Origin of the sequence: Leisingera sp. ANG-DT, from assembly GCF_000813785.1 — a bacterium.
In the GTDB taxonomy this organism is placed as follows: Bacteria; Pseudomonadota; Alphaproteobacteria; order Rhodobacterales; family Rhodobacteraceae; genus Leisingera.
The window spans coordinates 1-16,457 of record NZ_JWLE01000023.1 but is presented as its reverse complement, the minus strand read 5'-3'; the positions used below and the strand labels follow the sequence as shown (position 1 = coordinate 16,457).

The 16,457-nt window shown below is 63.3% G+C and carries 17 protein-coding genes; 2 read left to right on the top strand and 15 right to left on the bottom strand.

Features of this window, described 5'->3' with window-relative positions; all coding sequences use genetic code 11:
* Window positions 1–2: 2 nt before the first annotated feature.
* Genes RA21_RS16845 through crcB form a run of 3 tightly spaced genes read right to left on the bottom strand, consistent with a single transcriptional unit; the run spans window position 3 to window position 2,091 of the window.
* Window positions 3–671, bottom strand: coding sequence for an HAD family hydrolase (locus tag RA21_RS16845; protein ID WP_039151061.1), 669 nt, complete (start codon window positions 669–671; stop codon window positions 3–5).
* On the bottom strand, window positions 668–1,714 hold the full coding sequence (locus RA21_RS16840; protein ID WP_039151057.1) for an RluA family pseudouridine synthase: 1,047 nt from the start codon (window positions 1,712–1,714) through the stop codon (window positions 668–670). The genes RA21_RS16845 and RA21_RS16840 overlap by 4 nt, the downstream gene beginning before the upstream one ends.
* Window positions 1,711–2,091 (bottom strand): fluoride efflux transporter CrcB, encoded by a 381-nt coding sequence (gene crcB, locus RA21_RS16835; protein ID WP_019298020.1) that lies wholly within the window; start codon window positions 2,089–2,091, stop codon window positions 1,711–1,713. The genes RA21_RS16840 and crcB overlap by 4 nt, the downstream gene beginning before the upstream one ends.
* Window positions 2,092–2,214: 123 nt before the next feature.
* On the opposite strand from crcB, the gene RA21_RS16830 reads away from it, so the two are divergent.
* Window positions 2,215–2,604 carry a hypothetical protein gene (locus tag RA21_RS16830; RefSeq protein WP_039151055.1) on the top strand — a complete coding sequence of 130 codons (390 nt, stop codon included), beginning with the start codon at window positions 2,215–2,217 and terminating at the stop codon, window positions 2,602–2,604.
* A gap of 121 nt (window positions 2,605–2,725) precedes the next feature.
* Here RA21_RS16830 and RA21_RS16825 read toward each other — a convergent pair whose 3' ends face one another.
* From RA21_RS16825 to rplO, 12 genes are all read right to left on the bottom strand, one after another.
* Window positions 2,726–4,048 carry a replication-associated recombination protein A gene (locus RA21_RS16825; protein ID WP_039151054.1) on the bottom strand — a complete coding sequence of 441 codons (1,323 nt, stop codon included), beginning with the start codon at window positions 4,046–4,048 and terminating at the stop codon, window positions 2,726–2,728.
* Window positions 4,048–5,454: a trypsin-like peptidase domain-containing protein gene (locus RA21_RS16820; protein ID WP_039151051.1), complete on the bottom strand. Its 1,407-nt coding sequence runs from the start codon at window positions 5,452–5,454 to the stop codon at window positions 4,048–4,050. Before RA21_RS16820 ends, RA21_RS16825 begins: the two co-directional genes overlap by 1 nt.
* A gap of 198 nt (window positions 5,455–5,652) precedes the next feature.
* Entirely contained in the window at window positions 5,653–6,729 is a 1,077-nt protein-coding gene (locus RA21_RS16815; RefSeq protein WP_039151048.1) for a 3-deoxy-7-phosphoheptulonate synthase, read from the bottom strand.
* A 297-nt stretch (window positions 6,730–7,026) separates the two neighbouring features.
* Complete coding sequence (locus RA21_RS16810; protein ID WP_039151045.1) at window positions 7,027–9,447, bottom strand: CHASE3 domain-containing protein; 2,421 nt, start codon at window positions 9,445–9,447, stop codon at window positions 7,027–7,029.
* Between the two features lie 171 nt (window positions 9,448–9,618).
* Complete coding sequence (gene rplQ / locus RA21_RS16805; protein WP_019298015.1) at window positions 9,619–10,047, bottom strand: 50S ribosomal protein L17; 429 nt, start codon at window positions 10,045–10,047, stop codon at window positions 9,619–9,621.
* A 136-nt stretch (window positions 10,048–10,183) separates the two neighbouring features.
* Window positions 10,184–11,200 carry a DNA-directed RNA polymerase subunit alpha gene (locus tag RA21_RS16800; RefSeq protein WP_019298014.1) on the bottom strand — a complete coding sequence of 339 codons (1,017 nt, stop codon included), beginning with the start codon at window positions 11,198–11,200 and terminating at the stop codon, window positions 10,184–10,186.
* Window positions 11,201–11,313: 113 nt separating this feature from the next.
* Window positions 11,314–11,703 carry a 30S ribosomal protein S11 gene (gene rpsK / locus RA21_RS16795; RefSeq protein WP_019298013.1) on the bottom strand — a complete coding sequence of 130 codons (390 nt, stop codon included), beginning with the start codon at window positions 11,701–11,703 and terminating at the stop codon, window positions 11,314–11,316.
* A 14-nt stretch (window positions 11,704–11,717) separates the two neighbouring features.
* Window positions 11,718–12,086 (bottom strand): 30S ribosomal protein S13, encoded by a 369-nt coding sequence (gene rpsM / locus RA21_RS16790; RefSeq protein ID WP_019298012.1) that lies wholly within the window; start codon window positions 12,084–12,086, stop codon window positions 11,718–11,720.
* Between the two features lie 225 nt (window positions 12,087–12,311).
* Window positions 12,312–12,707 carry a hypothetical protein gene (locus tag RA21_RS16785; RefSeq protein ID WP_039151043.1) on the bottom strand — a complete coding sequence of 132 codons (396 nt, stop codon included), beginning with the start codon at window positions 12,705–12,707 and terminating at the stop codon, window positions 12,312–12,314.
* Between the two features lie 71 nt (window positions 12,708–12,778).
* A complete protein-coding gene (locus tag RA21_RS16780; protein WP_039151040.1) occupies window positions 12,779–13,426 on the bottom strand; it encodes an adenylate kinase in 648 nt (215 codons plus the stop codon).
* Entirely contained in the window at window positions 13,423–14,787 is a 1,365-nt protein-coding gene (gene secY / locus RA21_RS16775; protein WP_019298009.1) for a preprotein translocase subunit SecY, read from the bottom strand. Before secY ends, RA21_RS16780 begins: the two co-directional genes overlap by 4 nt.
* Before the next feature lie 111 nt (window positions 14,788–14,898).
* On the bottom strand, window positions 14,899–15,369 hold the full coding sequence (rplO, locus tag RA21_RS16770; RefSeq protein ID WP_019298008.1) for a 50S ribosomal protein L15: 471 nt from the start codon (window positions 15,367–15,369) through the stop codon (window positions 14,899–14,901).
* A gap of 186 nt (window positions 15,370–15,555) precedes the next feature.
* Here rplO and RA21_RS22395 point away from each other — a divergent pair, with 186 nt between their 5' ends.
* The gene (locus tag RA21_RS22395; protein ID WP_206540071.1) at window positions 15,556–16,074 is read left to right on the top strand and encodes an SMI1/KNR4 family protein; all 519 of its coding nucleotides are present in this window, start codon (window positions 15,556–15,558) and stop codon (window positions 16,072–16,074) included.
* Window positions 16,075–16,457: the final 383 nt, after the last annotated feature.

Here is a 16,457-nt window from a genome sequence, read left to right as displayed (position 1 = left end):
TCCTAGCCCTTCCAGATTTCTGCCAGCAGCGGGCGCAGCTCCGCGAAATCGCGGATCAGGTAATCGGCGCCCAAGGTTTCTGCCGGGTGATAACCCCAGGGCACGGCGATGGTGGTGACCCCCGCTGCGCGCCCCATTTCGATGTCAAACCGCGTGTCGCCGATCATCACGGTGCTTGCCTGCTCCACCCCGGTCTCCGCCATCGCGGTCAGCACCATCGACGGATGCGGTTTCGACGGGTGATGGTCGGCCACTTGCCGGGTCACAAAGCAATTCAGCCCATGCGCCGCAATCAGCGCATCCACGCCGCGCTGGGATTTTCCGGTGGCGACCCCCAGCAGGTATTCCGGCACCTCATTGAGCTGTGCCAGCATCTCCCGCGTGCCGGGGTAAAGCGGCGAATGCGCGGCCCCCGCCGCCTCGCGTGCCAGCATGTAGGAGGATTTGTAGCCCTCCACCAGCGCCTCCAGCGTTGCCGCGTCCTGCTCCGGCGCCAGCTCCGCCATGGCCAGGGGCAGCGACAGGCCGACGATGGACAGGATCCTCTCGCGCGGCGGAACGTTCAGGCCAACCCCTTGAAACGCCTCTGCCATTGCGCCTGTGATCGCGCCCTGGCTGTCCACCAGAGTGCCGTCAACGTCAAACAGGATCAGCCGCAGGTCCGCGCTCACTTCAGATCCTCAAACGGGTCGTCCGCCGCCAGGTCTTCACTCCAGCCGAAGGTGTCCCAGCTTTCCTTCATGTGATCCGGCAGCGGTGCTACCACCGAGACCTGCTTGTGCGTGACCGGGTGCTCAAACACCATCCGGCGCGCGTGCAGGTGCAGCTTCTTGGAGATCACCCCGCCGATCGAGGCGCCCCAGCCGTCGCCCAGGTTCTCCTGCCCCGAACCGCCGTATTTGCCGTCGCCTGCGATGGGATGGCCCATGCCGGACATATGCGCCCGCAGCTGGTGGGTACGGCCGGTGATTGGCTCCATCGCCACCCAGGCGGCGCGGCTGGCAACGCGGTAGAGCGTGGCATAAAGCGTATGCGCCCGCTTGGCGCCGGGCGTGTCGTCGATGTCGTGCGGATGCACGTTGATCATCTTCTCGCCCTCGCCGGATTTGCCATGCCCCGGCGCCTTGACCAAGCCATTCTTGATCTCGCCCAGGTACGGCGTTGGCACGCCGGCCACGAGGGCCCAGTAAATCTTGCGGGTGTTCTTGTGGCGGAACGCGGCCGTCAGCCCCTGCGCCGCCTTGCGGTTGCGCGCCAGCACCAGAACGCCGGAGGTGTCCTTGTCGATCCGGTGCACCAGCTTGGGCTTGTCCTCCAGCCCGAACTTCAGCGCCTCGGCCAGCCCGTCCACATGTTTGGTGGTGCCGGAGCCGCCCTGCACCGCAAGGCCTGCGGGCTTGTTCAGCACGATCACATCGTCGTCGCGGTAGATCACGCAGGACTGGATCATCTTGGCATCCGCATCCGAGACCTTCATCTCGCGCGGCGCAGCAGGTTTCAGGTCGCTGTCCGCCAGCGGCGGCACCCGCACCACCTGCCCCGCCTCGACGCGGGTATTGGCCTTCACCCGGGCGCCGTCCAGCCGCAGCTCGCCCTTGCGGCACATCTTCTCGATGCGGCCTTGGTTCACATGCGGAAACAGCCGCCGCAGCCAGCGGTCGATGCGCTGGCCGCTGTCGTCTTCGCTGACGGTAATCATCTGAACGCCGCTCATGCGAACACTCCTCTTGCGGCCACCAGGCCGAGAAACAATCCGCCGACCGACAGGCCCACGGACAAAGCTACATACAGCGCCGCCTGCCCGAAGGCGCCACGCTCGATCAGGTTGGCGGTCTCCAGCGAGAACGCCGAGAAGGTGGTGAACCCGCCCAGCAGCCCGGTCATCACCAGCGGGCTCAGCCAGGTCAGGTCCCGCAGCGCCGCCGCCACCACGAACATCCCCATCAGGAAGGATCCGAGGATATTCACCGTCAGGATCGCCACCGGGAAATCGTGATGCCCCAGCAGCCGGATGATGCCCAGCCCGGCCAGATAGCGGCACACCGCCCCGATTGCGCCGCCAAGGGCCACCATGGAAACCGAAGAAATCATCCCCGTCCTGTCGCGCGGGCAGGGTGTATTGTCAAGTTTTCGCCGCTATGCGTTCTTATCATGGCGCTGATTTAAGTCCCTACAGCTGCACAGAGTGCAAACGAAGGTTTAGGAGCGCACAACATGGATGCCAAAGTTTACAATCATTGCAGCGCCCTGCTGAGAAAAGGCGAATTGGAAGAACTTTCCGAAATCCTTCAGCCACTCGTACAAACCGGAGACCAGGACGCCTTCTACCTAAGCCTAATGTTTTCCCTCGACGAGAGCGGAGCGGATTTTGACAAGCGCCGGGTTGAGGGCCTCAAGGCACTCGCCCAACGGAAACACAAACACGCTGTCTTTGACTTGGCATGGCTTTATCGCCACGGTGATGATGGCGTTGAACAGGACGAGCTCAAATTCCTGCAATTACTTACTGCATCGGCCTTCATTGGAGACCAAAGCGCTTCGAAACTGCTTAAGACTTATTTAGCTTCAGAGCTGGGTTGGGATTGTGTTCCAAAAGAAGGCTAGCTGCCCGCCTTTTCATCTTCCCCAGGGCTCAGCCCGTTCGTGATCGAAACCGTCCCCCAGACGGTTTCCGGGACATCACTCACCCCCCGCCGGAGGCCGCGGCTTTGCCGGCAAAGCCGCTTTACTTGTTTCGCTTCAGCCTGAGGTTGGCGAAATAATCCGTGCGCCGCTTCAGCTCGCGCTCAAACCCGCGCTCCACCGGCTGATAAAGCACCGGCCGCTTCACCCCGTCGGGGAAGTAATTCTGGCCGGAAAACCCGTCCTCCGCATCGTGGTCATAGGCATAGCCGTCGCCATAGCCCTGCTCCGACATCAGCTTGGTCGGCGCGTTCAGGATGTGCTTGGGCGGCGGCGCGCTGCCGGTCTGCTTGGCCAGCCGGCGGGCGGCCTTGATGCCGACGTAGACCGCGTTGGATTTCGGCGCCAGCGCCAGGTAGACCGCGGCATTGGCCAGCGCCAGTTCGCCCTCCGGGCTGCCAAGGCGCTCATAGGTCTGCCAGGCATTGAGGCAGACGGTATTGGCCTGCGGGTCGGCCATGCCGATGTCCTCGGTGGACATCATTGTCAGGCGCCGGGCCAGGAACCGCGGATCCTCGCCGCCCTCCAGCATCCGCGCCAGCCAGTAAAGCGCCGCATCCGGGTCGGAGCCGCGGATCGACTTGTGCAGGGCGGAAATGAGGTTGTAATGCTCGTCACCGGACTTGTCGAACTTGGCCGCCCGGCGCATCAGCCGCGCCGACAGCGCCTCCCGCCCCAGCGGTGCCTCCACCTTCCAGGCGGCAACCTGTTCAATGAGGTTCAAAAGCGCCCGCCCGTCGCCATCCGCCATCTCATGCAGCGCGTCGCGGGCATCCCCGCTCAGCGGCAGGGCGCGGCCCAGCTCCTTCTCGGCGCGCTGGGTCAGGCGTTCGAGATCGGCAAGCGACAGCCGTTCCAGCACCAGCACCTGCGAACGGCTCAGCACAGCGGCGTTCAGCTCGAACGAGGGGTTTTCCGTGGTCGCCCCCACCAGGAGGATGGTTCCATCCTCCATATGCGGCAGGAAGCCGTCCTGCTGGGCCTTGTTGAAGCGGTGGATCTCATCCACGAACAGCAGCGTCCCCTGCCCGTTCTGGCGGCGGATCTTGGCGGCTTCGAAAACCTTGCGCAGCTCCGGCACGCCGGTGAAGATCGCCGAGATCTGCACGAAATGCAGGTCGGTCTCCTGCGCCAGCAGCCGCGCGATGGTGGTCTTGCCCACCCCCGGCGGCCCCCAAAAGATCAGCGAAGAGAGCGAGCCCGAGGCCAGCATCACGCCCAAGGGCGCCTCCGGCCCCAGCACCTGTTCCTGGCCGATCACATCCGCCAGCGACTGCGGCCGCAGCCGGTCTGCCAGCGGCCGGTTCTTGCTGGCCTGCTGTGCCTCGCCGTCCGATGGCGCCGGGGTGCCGAACAGGTCCGCCATCAGGTACGGAACCGCAGGGTGACGCGCTGGCCGCGGCGGTTCAGGTCCAGCTGAATCCAGCGGCCGCTGTTGGCGAGGATGGCATAGACGTCCTCGGTGCCGGTGACCGCCTGGCCGTTCACCGCCAAGAGCGCATCGCCCGGCTGCACCCCGCCGCGGCCCGCATAGGGGCCGGGATCGGTGACCACCACGCCCTCCGCCGACAGCGGCAGGCCGAGGCGGGCAATCACCTGCGGATTGATCTGCGCCACGGTCAGGCCGGGCAGCGCGGTCTTTTCATCCAGCTGCACCGGGTTGGCGGGCGGCTGATCCGGCGCGGTGATCATCGGTACTGCCACCACTTCGCGCTCCGCCCCGCGCAGGCGGGTGATCTCCGCGGTGCCGCCCAGGCCGGAGACCGACATGCGGAACACCATCTCGGACGGTGAATTCACCACCTCGCCATCCACATGGGTGATCACATCTCCCACCTTGAAACCCGCCTTGGCAAACGGGCTTTCGCGGTGCAGGTCGGAGACCACCATGCCCTCCGGCACCTCCATGCCCAGCGAGGCGGCGAGGTCCGCATCCACCGGCTGCCCGGCCATGCCGGCCCAGGGGCGCTGGAACTCCTCGGCGCCGGTTTTCGCCTGCTCCACAAACTGTTTGACCAGGTTGGCAGGAATGGCAAAGCCAATGCCGTTGGAGCCGCCGGAGCGGGACAGGATGCGGGTGTTGATGCCAATGAGGTCGCCGTTGACGTCGATCAGCGCCCCGCCAGAGTTGCCCGGGTTGATCGGCGCGTCGGTCTGGATGTAGTAGCCAAAGCCGTCGCCCGCCCCCATGCCGGTGCGCGCGAGCCCTGAGATAATGCCGCTGCTGACGGTCTGCCCCACCCCGAACGGGTTGCCGATCGCCAGCGCCAGCTCGCCCACCTGCACCCCGTCGCTGTCGCGCAGGTTCAGATGCGGCAGGTCCGCGGCCTCTTCCAGCTGCAGGATCGCCAGGTCGCTGGCCTTGTCGCCCAGGATCACCCGCGCATTGTATTCGCGCCGGTCGTTGGTCACCACCCGGATTTCGGTGGCACTGCCGACGACGTGATAGTTGGATACCACGATACCGTCTGCCGACAGGATCACGCCGGAGCCCAGCGAGTTCTCCACCCGCGGCTGCGGTTCGGCAAAGCCGCGGAAGAAATCATCGAAGAACGGATCATTCATGAACGGCGAGCGGCGGCGCTGCTGCACCTGGCGCACCACCTTGGCATAGATGTTGACCACCGCAGGCGAGGCTTCCTGAACCAGCGGCGCAAACCCCAATGCGATCTCCGCCCGGCTCTGCGGCACCTTGGTTTCCGCGGCGGCAGTCAGGGCAAGGGCGGGCAGGGACAGGCACAGGGCAAGGGCGGTCAGGGCTGGGCGGATCATGGGGGCTCCCGTTTGTTGCTGCGTGAAGGATATGCGGAGCGCGCGCCCGGATTGCAAGGCTGGAGGCAAGCCTCATCCCTGCGGGGCGGAGGGGCGCTGCCCCTCTTGGCCTTGCGGCCAATTCATCCCGGGAAATTTTCAGCCAGATGAAAAAAGGATCAGACCGCTACATTCAGCGGCCTGTCCCTTAGGCAGGCCTCAGGCCTCCGCCAGATCCGCCTGCGCGGCTGCGCGGCGCTTGGCAACCGCCTCGGCAAGATGCTCCAGCTCTGCCACGGTGTCTTCCCAGCCGAGGCAGCCGTCGGTGATCGACTGGCCGTAGGTCAGCGCCCCCTTGCCCAGGTCCTGGCGGCCCGCCACCAGATGGCTTTCCACCATCACGCCGGTGATGCGGCTGTCGCCGCCGGCGATCTGCGCCGCCACATCGCGCAGCACCGCGGGCTGTTTCATGGGATCCTTGCCGCTGTTGGCGTGGCTGGCGTCGATCATCACATGGCCGCGGATGCCGTCCTTTTCCGCCAGCTTGCAGGCCGCATCGACCGAGGCCGCGTCATAGTTGGTGCCGCCGCCGCCGCGCAGGATCAGGTGGCAGTCCGGGTTGCCGCTGGTGGCCGCAATCGCCGCCCGGCCCGATTTGGCCAGCGCCATGAAATGATGCGGATGGGCGGCCGAGCGCACCGCATCCACCGCGATCTGCACATTGCCGCGGGTGCCGTTCTTGAAGCCCACCGGGCAGCTGAGGCCGGAGGCCATCTCGCGGTGGATCTGGCTTTCGGTGGTGCGGGCGCCAATGGCGGCCCAGGCCACCAGGTCGGAGATGTACTGCGGCACCGCGGTATCGAGGAACTCTGTCCCGACCGGCAGGCCCAGGGCATTGATGTCCAGGCACAGGCGGCGCGCCAGCCCCAGCCCCTCGTTGATGCGGAAGGAATTGTCGAGACCGGGATCGTTGATCAGCCCCTTCCAGCCGCTGATGGTGCGGGGTTTCTCGAAGTAGACCCGCATCACGATTTCCAGCTCACCCGCCAGCCGCGTGCGCAGCGGGGCCAGACGTTCGGCGTATTCCATTGCCGCCTTGGGGTCGTGGATGGAACAGGGGCCGACCACGGCGACGACGCGGCCGTCGCGGCCGTGCAGCACGTCCTGAATGGCGGTGCGGCTGGCCAGCACGGTATCGGTGGCCTCAGCCGTCGTGGGCAGCTGTGCGGCGAGGTCTTCGGGAGAGATCAGTTCCTGCATGCCGGTGATGCGGAGGTTTTCGGTCTGGGGTGTCATGTTTCAGCTTCCTTGGCGGGAGGCCCTTGGCGCTGCGGCGGATATAAAAAAACCGCCTGCGGGCTGCGGGCGGTTGGTGGTATCCTGGTGCGTTTCCTGTCTGTCTTCAGAACGCGCTGACCCCTCCGTCCGCCATGTGGCGCGGATAAAAGAAATACCAGAATGCGGCATAGCTACGGGTCATGGGCCGGACGCTAGCGGAGATTCGCGGGGCTGTCACCCCGGAAATGCGCCCGCAGCACAGCAAAAGGCCCTCCCTGCGCGGGAGGGCCCTTGGCATTTTCCTGGCGGCAGGGATCAGAAGTCCTGCCACAGATCGCGGGCGGCATTGCCATCGCTGGCGGCGGCGGCAACCGGCGCCGGGCTGGGCTCGGCCGACCAATCCTCATCGCCCCAATCATCATCGCCATGGGCGGAGGGCTGCGCCGCGGGCGCTTCCGGCGCCGCAAGCGCAGCGCTGCTGCCGTCCACCTGGAAGCGCGTCACCAGATCGGCGAGCTTCATTGCGTCGCTGTTCAGCATGTGGCCGGCCGCAGTGGCCTCCTCCACCATGGCGGCGTTCTGCTGGGTCACCTGATCCAGCTGGGTGACGCCGGTGTTGATCTCATGCAAGCCGGTCGACTGTTCCTCGGCGCCTTCGGCGATTTCGGAGACCAGCTGCGAGATATGGCTGACGCGGCCGACGATGGACTGCAGCGCCTGACCGGCACGGCCAACCAGATCGACGCCCTGATCCACCTGGCGGGAGCTGTCGGAGATCAGCGTTTTGATTTCCATCGCCGCGTCAGAGGATCGCTGCGCCAGCGCCCGCACCTCGGACGCAACCACCGCAAAGCCGCGGCCTGCTTCGCCTGCGCGGGCGGCCTCCACCCCGGCGTTCAGCGCCAGCAGGTTGGTCTGGAAGGAAATGTCGTCGATTACGCCGATGATCTGACTGATCTTCTTGGAGCTGTCCTCGATCCCGCCCATGGCAGCAACCGCCTCCTGCACCACCTCGCCGCTGGTTTCGGCTTCCTGGCGGGCTTCGCGCACGGTGTTTTCCACGTTGCGGGCGCCCTCGGCTGCCGATTTCACCGATGCTGTCAGCTCATCAATTGCCGCGGCGGTTTCCTCCAGCGTTGCCGCCTGGCTTTCGGTCCGGTGCGACAGGTCGTCAGAGGCCTGGCTGATTTCGGCGGCACCGCTGCGGATGCTTGTGGAGGCCTCGATCACCTGCTGGACGGTGGCATTCAGATTGTCGACCGAACCATTGAAATCGGCGCGCAGCTGTTCGTATTCCTCGGGGAATTCCTCGGCAATGCGGATGGTGAGATCGCCATGCGCCAGTCGCGACAGACGTTCGCTCAGCTCGCGCACAACACCCGCCAGTTCGGCGTCCTTGCTCTCAGCCTTTTGCGCTTCCGCCTCTTGCATCCGCACCAGCTCGTCGCGGAATTTCTCCAGCGCGCGGGCCATGTCGCCGACCTCATCGCCGCGGGTCTGGCCCTGGATCTCAACCGCGTTGTTGCCCTCTGCCAGGCCGCGCATCGACACGACGATGCGGCGGATGCCCGACGCGATGCCTGAGGCGATCACAAGTGCCAGGATGCCGCCGATCAGGATGGCGCCGCCGATGGCTGCGGGGATCATGGTGCGGGTCTGGGCGCCCAGTTCCTCATTGGCGGCACGGCGTTCCGCCATGGCCGCGGTGCCAGCGGCCTGCAGCGTCTCCATAGTCGCGCGGAAGCTGTCAAAATACTCCTTGCCGCGGCCCTCGGCCACCATGTCGGCCATGTCGTCCATGGTGGCGGCGCTGCCGATCACCCGGCGCAGCTGCAGCATCGGCACGACAACTTCATTGCGCCATTCGTCAATGATCCCCGCCACCTTGTTCAGGCGGTTTGCCTGCATCAGGTTGTCTGCCAGCGCCAGCCGGAGATCGGCCAGAACCTCGTTGAAGCGGCCGTTTCCTTCCATATAGGGTTCCAGAAACTCCCGGTCGCCCGCTAGAAGAAAGCCGCGCATACCGGTTTCCATGTCTACAGCGGCGGCCAGAAGGTCCTTGGCCCGGCTGATGATCTTGTGAGTCTGCTCCACCGCCTCAAGCGAGGTGTTCAGGTAATCCGGATCGGCAATGCCCGCGTTCACTAGCGACATGAAGGTGTTGCGGCGGTTGTTGAGCTCAACTTCCTCCTCCTCGATGACATTGGTCATCTCGGTGCGGAACTGCTCGAAATAGACCCGGCCCTTGGATTTCTTCACCTCGGCGGCCATGTCGTTCATGGTCATGGCGTCGCCGATTTCCTGGCGCAGCGCGATGGCGCCGGCGGCCACGTTTTCCTGCCAGCCCGCCAGTGTCTGCTCCGCCTCGTCCAGAGTGGCAAGAATCTCTGCGTCGCCTGCTGCCAGAGTGCGCAGGCTGGCGAGGGTTTCAGCGACCTGCGCCTTACCGTCCTCAAAGGGGACCAGATATTCCTCCCGGCCCGCCAGCAGGTAGCCGCGCAGGCCTGCCTCCATCTGCGAGGCAGCCTCAGCCAGGGTCTGCGAGCCGGTCAGGATTTCCTGGGTGTGATCCACGGCCTTGGCCGATTGATCCATCCGGCCCAGGTTGAAGACGGCAAGCACCCCCACCCCAAGCACCAAAAGAAGCGGCAGCAGCGCAACGGATACGATTTTCACCTTGGTACTGAGATTTGCCAGTGAAAACCGCCTGGCCGCGGATGTCTTCTTCTTTGCCATCACATCTGTCCCGGAAATTTCGGATGGCAGAGTTAAGCCAGAAGAAAATTACGATTCCCTTTCACCTGAAAAGTGAATCTTAAACGCCCGGGAAGTGCCGTGGCGTAAAGAAAAACCCCCGCTCCGGATGGAGCGGGGGCCAGACAGTGAACCCGGAAGGTTCAGCGCGTCTTATTCGTCTGCTTCAGCAGCTGCTTCTTCTGCTTCCAGGCGGGCCTTGTCGGCAGCACCTTTGGCGGAAACGTCCCGGTCGACGAACTCGATGATGGCCATCGGAGCCATGTCGCCGTAACGGAAGCCGGCCTTCAGAACACGGACATAGCCGCCCTGACGGTCCTTGTAGCGCGGGCCCAGAACCTCGAACAGTTTCGCGACGTCCTTGTCCTCTTTCAGCTTGGAAGCTGCCTGACGGCGGGCGTGCAGGTCGCCGCGTTTCGCCAGAGTGATCAGTTTTTCAATGATCGGGCGCAGTTCTTTTGCTTTGGGCAGGGTGGTCTTGATCTGCTCGTGCTCGATCAGCGAGCCGGCCATGTTGGAGAACAGGGCCTTGCGGTGCTCATGAGTACGGTTCAGGCGGCGGTAACCACGTGCGTGACGCATTTTTCAATTCCTTATCTTGCGTTTTGCTTTGTCAGGCAGCGGATGCGTGTCTGCTGCTCACCTTGGGGCGGGTGCCCATGTCGTCCCCGGCAAACCCGGGCATTGAAGAGGAGGGCCGGAGCCCTCCTCGAAACCTTTAGAAGCTGTCTTCGAACTTCTTGGCCAGATCTTCGATGTTGTCCGGCGGCCAATCCTCGACGTCCATGCCAAGGTGCAGGCCCATGCCCGACAGCACTTCTTTGATCTCGTTCAGCGACTTGCGGCCGAAGTTCGGGGTGCGCAGCATCTCGGCTTCGGTTTTCTGGATCAGGTCGCCGATGTAGACGATGTTGTCGTTCTTCAGGCAGTTTGCCGAACGGACAGACAGTTCCAGCTCGTCCACTTTCTTCAAGAGAAGCGGGTTGAACTCCAGACCATCGTCCTCGTCCTGGCGGCCAGCCGATTCCGGCTCGTCGAAGTTGACGAAGATCGACAGCTGGTCCTGCAGGATGCGGGCGGCATAAGCCACGGCATCGTCAGGGGAGATGGAGCCGTCGGTTTCCACCTTCATGGTCAGCTTGTCATAGTCCAGCACCTGGCCCTCACGGGTCGGCTGAACGTCATAGGAGACCTTCTTGACCGGCGAGTAGATCGCGTCGATCGGGATCAGGCCGATCGGAGCGTCTTCCGGCTTGTTCTTGTCTGCCGAGACATAGCCTTTGCCGGTGTTCACGGTCAGTTCCATGAACAGGTCGGCGCCGTCGTCCAGGTGGCAGATCACGTGGTCGCGGTTCAGAACCTCGATGCCTGCGGTTTCAGCAATGTCGCCTGCGGTGACAACTGCCGGACCCTTGGCATTGATCGACAGGCGCTTGGGGCCTTCGACTTCCATGCGCAGGGACACGCCCTTGAGGTTCAGGATGATGTCGGTGACGTCTTCACGGACACCGGCCACGGACGAAAACTCGTGCAGGACGTTGTCGATCTGCACGCTGGTGATGGCCGCGCCTTGCAGCGAGCTCATCAGGACGCGGCGCAGCGCGTTGCCCAGGGTCAGGCCGAAACCGCGTTCCAGCGGCTCTGCGACGACAGTTGCCTGGCGTGCAGGATCGTTGCCCGGCTTCACTTCCAGCTGTGCCGGCTTGATCAGCTCTGCCCAGTTCTTATGGATCATGCGTTCCCTCCATTCCTGTCCCTGCCCCATGTCCGGAAGGCCAAGGACGCCCGAGGTTTAAATGACGCACTGGGGCCCTGCGAATCAAGCGGGGCCCCAGCAAAAAATTCGAATTAGACGCGGCGGCGCTTCGGCGGGCGGCAGCCGTTGTGCGCGATCGGGGTCACATCACGGATCGAGGTGATGTTGAAACCGACAGCGGCCAGTGCGCGCAGAGCCGATTCACGGCCAGAGCCGGGGCCCTGAACTTCGACTTCCAGGGTCTTCACACCGTGTTCCTGGGCTTTCTTGCCCGCGTCCTCAGCAGCCATCTGAGCCGCGTAAGGAGTGGATTTCCGGGAGCCTTTGAAGCCCATGGTGCCGGCGGACGACCAGGAGATCGCGTTGCCCTGCACATCGGAGATCAGGATCTTGGTGTTGTTGAACGAGGAGTTCACGTGAGCAACGCCGGAGGCGATGTTCTTGCGCTCTTTACGCTTAATGCGGGTTTTATCGCGTGCCATTGATCAAGCCCCCCTTACTTCTTCTTGCCGGCGATCGGCTTGGCCGGGCCCTTGCGGGTACGGGCGTTGGTGTGGGTACGCTGACCGCGGACCGGCAGGTTGCGGCGGTGGCGCAGGCCACGGTAGCAGCCCAGGTCCATCAGGCGTTTGATGTTCATGGTCACTTCACGGCGCAGGTCGCCTTCGACGGTGTAGTTGGCGTCGATGTGCTCGCGCACAGCCAGAACTTCAGCGTCGGACAGTTCGTTCACACGACGGGTTGCGTCGATGCCAACAGCCTCACAGATGGCTTTCGCCGAGGTGTTGCCGATACCGGTGATGTAGGTGAGGGCGATGGGAACCCGCTTTGCAGTCGGGATGTTAACGCCGGCAATACGTGCCACGTGTCACTTTCCTTTTCGTTGCGGTTCCGTAACGCCGGAACCTTTTTTCACAACACTTGACCGTGGCAGTGTGGCCAGAGGGTCCAGCATTTCGAGGTGGTAAGGCAGACAGACGAATCCATCCGCCGGGAATCATTCCCAGAAGGGATGGGGTTGCCTATGTGGAATTGCCGCGGGGGTCAACCCGTGATCTGCGAAAACGCCGCGGGCTGTTCCCCTGCCCTGTCAGCTGCTGCAGGCGAAGAAGCGCAAGGGTTCCGCCTCACCCATCCAGATGGATACTGTGCCGGGCTCCTCCGGGTCCAGAACTATCGTGAACAGCTGCGGGAAATACTGCGGGCCAGGCAGCTCGCAGCGGCCGGTGTGGTCGCTGACCCGGTAGCTGCCCCATCCCAGGCTGAGCGCAGGCTGGAAGTTGCAGAAATACTCCATCGAGCTGAAGCCGCTCTGATGCAGGATCAGCCCGCCCTCATTGGCATAATCCGAAATGCCGTTCTCGCTGATCAGCACCCGGTCGCAGGCAGCCGCGTCATCCAGGTAAAGCTGATCGGCCTGAAGCGGGCCGGACAGGGCAATAATCGCGGCAAGTGTTGCGGGCAGTAGCAGGCGGGGTGCGGGCATCGGGGCCTCCGGAAATGAAAATGCCCCGCAGCTTTGCAGCACGGGGCACTTCGATCCGGTAAACGGGCGGCTTATTCGCCCATGATCCAGGCCATGCTCTTGCGGACGTCCTCAATCGAGGCGAGGCCGTCCAGGCGCTGGAGGTTGCCCTTGGCGTAATAGTAGCCAATCAGCGGCGAGGTCTTCTTGTAGTATTCCATCAGGCGGGTCTTGAGGCTGTCCTCATTGTCGTCCGCCCGGCGCTGCACGTTGTCGCTGCCACAGTTGGCGCATTTGCCGTCTGCCGGCCAGGGTTTGGTCTGGTCGTGGTAGACCTCGCCGCAGCCGCCGCAGGTGGAGCGGCCGGTGATGCGGGCGACCAGCGCGTCGTCGTCGACCTGCATCTCGATCACGGCGTCGAGCTTGAGATCCATCTCATCCAGCAGCTTGGCCAGCGCATCGGCCTGGGCCAGGGTGCGCGGGAAGCCGTCGAAGATGAAGCCGCCCTCGGCGCCGCCCTGCAGCTTCTCACGGATCAGGCCGATCACGATCTGGTCGGTGACCAGCTTGCCCTCGGCCATGATGGCGGCAACTTTCTTGCCCATTTCGGTGCCGGAGGTCTGGGCCTCCCGCAGCATGTCGCCGGTGCTGAGCTGCACCATGCCGCGGGATTCAACCAGGTAACGCGCTTGCGTACCTTTGCCCGCACCAGGCGGGCCAAGGAGAATAATATTGGTCATCGGCGAGAGGGTCCCCGTTTTGTCCGTTTCTTGTTGCGCCCGCGCAGCTGGCTCTTCTCGATAAGGCCCTCATACTGATGCGCGAGGAGGTGGCTTTGCACCTGCTGAATGGTGTCCATGGTGACGGATACCACAATCAGAACGGACGTGCCGCCAAAATATACAGGGATGGCGAATTGGCCGCGGAGGACCTCCGGCAGGAGGCAGACCAGGGCCAGGTAGCCGGAGCCCAGAACCAGGATGCGGTTGACCACGTATTCGATGTATTCAGCGGTCTTCTTGCCGGGGCGGACGCCGGGGACAAAGCCGTTCTGGTTCTTCAGGTTGTTCGCCACGTCTTCCGGTTTGAAGGAGACGTTGAAGGTGTAGAAATAGGCAAAGAACACGATCATCGCGACGAAGAACAGCAGATACAGCGGCTGGCCGGGACCGAAGTTCGCGAGCAGCCAGGACATCACCGGGCCGGTGGCTGCACCCGAGGAGAACGCCGAGATGGTGGTCGGCAGCAGCAGCAGCGAGGAGGCGAAGATCGCCGGGATCACGCCCGCCGGGTTCACCTTGACCGGCAGATGCGAGGAGCCGCCGTCATAGACCTTCATGCCGACCTGGCGGCGCGGGTACTGGATGTGGATCTTGCGCAGCGCGCGCTCCATGAACACCACGAACATGATCACCGCGATCACCATCAGGATCACGCCGATGATCACGGCGGGGCTGATCGCGCCGGAGCGGCCGGAGGCAAAGAACTGGGCAATTGCTGCCGGAACCTCGGCGATAATGCCGACGAAGATGATCAGCGAGATGCCGTTGCCGATGCCGCGCTGGGTGATCTGCTCGCCCAGCCACATCAGGAACATGGTGCCGCCAACCAGAGTGATCATGCAGGCCATGCGGAAATACATGCCGGGATCGGTCGCCAGGTCGCCCTGCTCCAGCGACACGGCGAGGCCGTAAGCCTGTGCGGTCGCCAGCGCCACGGTGCCGTAGCGGGTGTACTGGTTGATCTTCTTGCGGCCCTGCTCGCCCTCTTTCTTGAGCTGCTCAAGCGAAGGCACCATCGAAGTCAGAAGCTGAACGATAATGGAGGCGGAGATATAAGGCATAATGCCGAGGGCAAAGATCCCCATGCGGCCAAGCGCGCCGCCGGTGAACATCGACACCATGCCGCCGATGCCCTGGCCTGCCTGCTCCATGAACTGGCGCAGGGCGGCTGCGTCGATGCCGGGAACCGGAATGAAGGTGCCCAAGCGGTAGACGATCAAAAGGCCGATAGTAAACAGGATGCGGTTGCGCAGATCCGTAGCTTTGCCAAGGGCAGCCCAGCTGGTGTTTGCCGCCATTTGTTCTGCTGCTGATACCATGAAAAGGTCTCTTCTTTAGCGAAACGCCGCCCGGAACCGTTTTCCGGCTCGGGCGGCGTTCTAGGAAAACTCGGAGACTATGTAAGCGGCATTGGCGCCGCTCACAAGCCGTTACTCTGCGGCGGCGGGGGCTGCCACAGTCAGAGTGCCGCCAGCTTTTGCAACAGCATCAACCGCAGCAGCGGATGCGCCGGTGACTGCGATGGTTGCTTTGGCAGTGATTTCGCCTTTGGCCAGGATGCGGACGCCGTCCAGTTTGCGGCGGACCAGGCCGGAGGCAACCAGCGAATCCTCGGTGATGGAGGCTGCGTCCAGCTTGCCGGCGTCGATGAACTTCTGGATCAGGCCCAGGTTCACAACGGCGTATGCCTTGCGGTTCGGCTTGTTGAAGCCGCGCTTGGGCAGACGCTGGTACAAGGGCATCTGGCCGCCTTCGTAGCCGTTGATCGAGACACCCGAACGGGATTTCTGGCCTTTGATGCCGCGGCCGCCCATTTTGCCTTTGCCGGAACCCGGGCCACGGGCCACACGGGTGCGTTTCTTGGCGGCGCCTGCATTGTCGCGCAGTTCGTGAAGTTTCATGTCGCTTCTCCTTGCCGGATGCGGGCCCCGAAGCGTGATGGCCCGAACACGGCGTTTCTTGATTGGTGATTCCGTGGCGCAGAACGCCACCGGGTGCCTATAGACGGGTTGGGGCGGGGGATCAAGGGTGGAGCCGAAAGCTGTTGACCTTTTGCAGACACAGCGAAAGGATGTCCGCTATTTAGATTGAAACCGGCAATGAGCAACTTAAAGAAATTTCACGAATCTTGGAGCCACCCTGACTATCGCCCAATGACCGTTAATGAGGGCGACCTAAGGGCTCTTGAAGAAAATTTGGGCATTACACTGCCTACAAGTTATCTCTCCCAATTGCTGGAAGTAGGGTTGCCTTCACCGACTGCTAAACTTTGGGACTGGCTTAGCGAAAAGGATAACCGGCATTTCAAATGGCTCAATCGGTTTCCGCCTTTAGCGATGATCCTTCCAGAGCGCGCACCTCACTTGGCTGACTTCCACTATCCAACGGACGCGCAGGAAGCACTGGCGTGGCGTGAAGCTGGCATGCCGAAACGCCTTCTTCCTTTTGCATATGACAGCTCCGGAAACCAAATCTGCTTTGACATGGAGGCTTTGCGCGGCGGATCCCCTTCGGAGGCTCCGGTTATCTTTTGGGATCATGACTTCTTGACCACAACAAAGCTCGCAAAGAGCTTCGACGCGTTCCTCAAGCTGTACTTGCCCTGAACCCGAAAGCACTTGCCGCCCGCCAAGGCCCCTGCCCTGCCGGTTGCGTGTCCTGCCGTCTGTCTCTGTTTCCGTTCCGCTTAGGGCCGTCCGTTAAAGGGTGGCGGCGCCGCCGGGGTGGAGTTGGGATGGGGTTGCCCCCATGCGAAAACGCGTCTGCGCGCTCCGGGTGCCAGACCGGAGCCCAGTTCCAGGTGCCGGGGGTGTCAGGCCCGGCGGGTGATCATGACCGGGGATGATATTGCCACTGCCGGGTTAAAACCCCGTAGGCGGTGCGTACGGTGGGTGCGCAACGGGTGCTTTGGCCTTTTACTACTCGGCTTCAGTTGCGGGAACCCTGAGGGCAGCGCCCGGCCCGGCGGGGTGGGAAGCGAAGCGCCCGC

Excerpts from the sequence above, each read along its gene's own strand:
- RA21_RS16800 (WP_019298014.1), bottom strand. The coding sequence starts at position 11,200 with ATGATCCATAAGAACTGGGCAGAGCTGATCAAGCCGGCACAGCTGGAA.
- RA21_RS16825 (WP_039151054.1), bottom strand. The coding sequence starts at position 4,048 with ATGGCGGACCTGTTCGGCACCCCGGCGCCATCGGACGGCGAGGCACAG.
- RA21_RS16810 (WP_039151045.1), bottom strand. The coding sequence starts at position 9,447 with ATGGCAAAGAAGAAGACATCCGCGGCCAGGCGGTTTTCACTGGCAAAT.
- RA21_RS16785 (WP_039151043.1), bottom strand. The coding sequence starts at position 12,707 with ATGCCCGCACCCCGCCTGCTACTGCCCGCAACACTTGCCGCGATTATT.
- RA21_RS16780 (WP_039151040.1), bottom strand. The coding sequence starts at position 13,426 with ATGACCAATATTATTCTCCTTGGCCCGCCTGGTGCGGGCAAAGGTACG.
- secY (WP_019298009.1), bottom strand. The coding sequence starts at position 14,787 with ATGGTATCAGCAGCAGAACAAATGGCGGCAAACACCAGCTGGGCTGCC.
- rplO (WP_019298008.1), bottom strand. The coding sequence starts at position 15,369 with ATGAAACTTCACGAACTGCGCGACAATGCAGGCGCCGCCAAGAAACGC.
- rplQ (WP_019298015.1), bottom strand. The coding sequence starts at position 10,047 with ATGCGTCACGCACGTGGTTACCGCCGCCTGAACCGTACTCATGAGCAC.
- RA21_RS16820 (WP_039151051.1), bottom strand. The coding sequence starts at position 5,454 with ATGATCCGCCCAGCCCTGACCGCCCTTGCCCTGTGCCTGTCCCTGCCC.
- RA21_RS16815 (WP_039151048.1), bottom strand. The coding sequence starts at position 6,729 with ATGACACCCCAGACCGAAAACCTCCGCATCACCGGCATGCAGGAACTG.
- rpsK (WP_019298013.1), bottom strand. The coding sequence starts at position 11,703 with ATGGCACGCGATAAAACCCGCATTAAGCGTAAAGAGCGCAAGAACATC.
- RA21_RS16830 (WP_039151055.1), top strand. The coding sequence starts at position 2,215 with ATGGATGCCAAAGTTTACAATCATTGCAGCGCCCTGCTGAGAAAAGGC.
- crcB (WP_019298020.1), bottom strand. The coding sequence starts at position 2,091 with ATGATTTCTTCGGTTTCCATGGTGGCCCTTGGCGGCGCAATCGGGGCG.
- RA21_RS16840 (WP_039151057.1), bottom strand. The coding sequence starts at position 1,714 with ATGAGCGGCGTTCAGATGATTACCGTCAGCGAAGACGACAGCGGCCAG.